The following is a 1380-nucleotide window of genomic DNA, read 5'->3' on the forward strand; positions in this document are numbered from 1 at the left end:
CCGACGAACTTCTCGACTGGGGCCCGGTTTATCTTTAAGACCGGCTCAGCGGTGGTTGAGCGCCGGGTTGACGGTCACCTCGACCCGCTGGAACTCCTTCAGCTCGGTGTACCCGGTGGTCGCCATCGCCCGGCGCAGCGCGCCGAACAGGTTCATCGTGCCGTCCGGGGTGTGCGACGGGCCGGTGAGGATCTCCTCGGTGGTGCCGACGGTGCCGAGGTCGACCCGCTTGCCGCGCGGCAGCTCCTCGTGGACCGCCTCCATGCCCCAGTGGTAGCCCTTGCCGGGCGCGTCGGTGGCCCGGGCCAGCGCGGCACCGATCATCACCGCGTCGGCGCCGCAGGCGACCGCCTTCGGGATGTCGCCGCTGTAGCCGACGCCGCCGTCCGCGATGACGTGCACGTAGCGGCCGCCGGACTCGTCCATGTAGTCGCGGCGGGCCGCGGCCACGTCGGCGACGGCGGTGGCCATCGGCACCTGGATGCCCAGCACGTTGCGGGTGGTGTGCGCGGCGCCGCCGCCGAAGCCGACCAGCACACCGGCCGCGCCGGTCCGCATGAGGTGCAGCGCGGCGGTGTAGGTGGCGCAGCCGCCGACGATGACCGGCACGTCCAGCTCGTAGATGAACTGCTTCAGGTTGAGCGGCTCGGCGGCACCGGAGACGTGCTCGGCCGAGACGGTGGTGCCGCGGATCACGAAGACGTCGACCCCGGCGTCCACGACGGCCTTGGAGAACTCGGCGGTGCGCTGCGGCGAGAGCGCGGCGGCGGTGACCACGCCGGAGTCGCGGACCTCCTGGATCCGCTGCTTGATCAGCTCGGCCTTGATCGGCTCGGCGTAGATCTCCTGGAGGCGGCGGGTGGCGGCGGCCTCGTCGGTGATCGCGGCGATCTCGTCGAGCAGCGACTGCGGGTCCTCGTAGCGGGTCCAGAGGCCTTCCAGGTTCAGCACGCCCAGACCGCCGAGACGGCCGATGGTGATGGCCTGCTGCGGGGAGACCACGCTGTCCATGGGAGCGGCCAGGAACGGCAGCTCGAAGCGGTAGGCGTCGATCTGCCAGGCGATCGAGACCTCCTTCGGGTCACGCGTACGGCGGCTGGGGACGACGGCGATGTCGTCGAAGGAGTACGCCCGGCGGCCCCGCTTGCCTCGCCCGATCTCGATCTCAGTCACTTCGAGCCCTTCTGGTGGTGTTGCTCATGCCCGCCGGGTCACCCCGGCCGCCCCCAGTATCCCGCACCCGCCCGCGCCGCCGCACGGCCCCGCCCGCCGCACGGAGGCGCCCCGCGGGCCTCCCAGCGGGCCCGGGACCGGCTCCTGCGCCGCTCCCGGCCCCGGGGCGGACGGCGTCCGGACGGCCCGGAGGGCCCGCCACCGTCC

1 protein-coding gene is annotated in these 1380 nt (G+C 73.0%); it reads right to left on the reverse strand.

What is annotated here, in order from left to right:
- Positions 1-45 precede the first annotated feature (45 nt).
- Positions 46-1173 (reverse strand): GuaB3 family IMP dehydrogenase-related protein, encoded by a 1128-nt coding sequence (locus ACFCX4_RS36270; protein ID WP_376151749.1) that lies wholly within the window; start codon positions 1171-1173, stop codon positions 46-48.
- Positions 1174-1380: the final 207 nt, after the last annotated feature.

The sequence above is a fragment of the Kitasatospora sp. NPDC056327 genome, assembly GCF_042261735.1.
Taxonomy (GTDB): Bacteria; Actinomycetota; Actinomycetes; order Streptomycetales; family Streptomycetaceae; genus Kitasatospora.